Below are 785 nucleotides of genomic sequence, written 5' to 3'. Positions count from 1 at the left end.
CACCATCCCGTTCGCGATCCTGGTGTTCGTCTTCGGACTGCTGACGCTCGGCCTTGGCTGGATGCTGTTTTCGGTGCTCGTGCCGGCGGTCGCCGTCCTCTACATCTGGAACACGCTGGGCAGCGTCGACCAGGCCACCACCGGCATGAAGCTGATGGGCATCCGGCTCGACCGCCTCGACGGCAGCCGCATAGATGGGCTGACCGCCGTCGTGCATTCGGTGCTGTTCTGGGCCGGCAACGTCATTCTGACGCCGCTGGTGCTCTTGGTGACGCTGTTTTCGGACCGCAAGCGCACGCTGCACGACCTGCTGCTTGGCACAGTGGTCAGCCGCACCGACCACTAACGCCGCTCTCCGAAGGCCGGCGCGAGCGCTTATCCGCAAATATGAAGGACTTCGGTTGGCCGCCGCCTCATAATCCTGTTGAATTTTTCGCCAACCGGGCCAAAGGTAAGGCGATTCGCAGGAGCGTTTCCTAGACTCGATGACGCAGCATCCGACCCAGTCGCCGCAGTTCTTCCTGACCGCGCCGTCGCCGTGCCCGTATCTGGAGGGCCAGTTCGAGCGCAAGGTGTTTACCCACCTTGTCGGCGACAAGGCGCCCGAGATGAACGACCTGTTGACGCAAGGTGGCTTCAGGCGCTCGCAGAACATCGCTTACCGGCCCGCCTGCGAAACCTGCCGCGCCTGCGTGTCGGTGCGCATCCTGGCGCAGGAGTTCACCGCCAGCCGCAACATGAAGCGGGTGATCCAGCACAATGCCGACCTCGTCGGCGCCATGCAC

The 785-nt window shown here is 63.7% G+C and carries 1 protein-coding gene and 1 pseudogene; both read left to right on the top strand.

What is annotated here, in order from left to right:
* On the top strand, positions 1-346 hold a 346-nt coding region (locus EOA33_RS37340), incomplete at its 5' end, for an RDD family protein (protein WP_145989582.1).
* A 139-nt stretch (positions 347-485) separates the two neighbouring features.
* Positions 486-785, top strand: a pseudogene (locus EOA33_RS37335) (arginyltransferase); the annotation flags it as partial.

The sequence above is a fragment of the Mesorhizobium sp. M4A.F.Ca.ET.050.02.1.1 genome, assembly GCF_003997725.1.
GTDB lineage: Bacteria > Pseudomonadota > Alphaproteobacteria > Rhizobiales > Rhizobiaceae > Mesorhizobium.
This window is presented reverse-complemented; position numbering and strand designations above follow the sequence as displayed.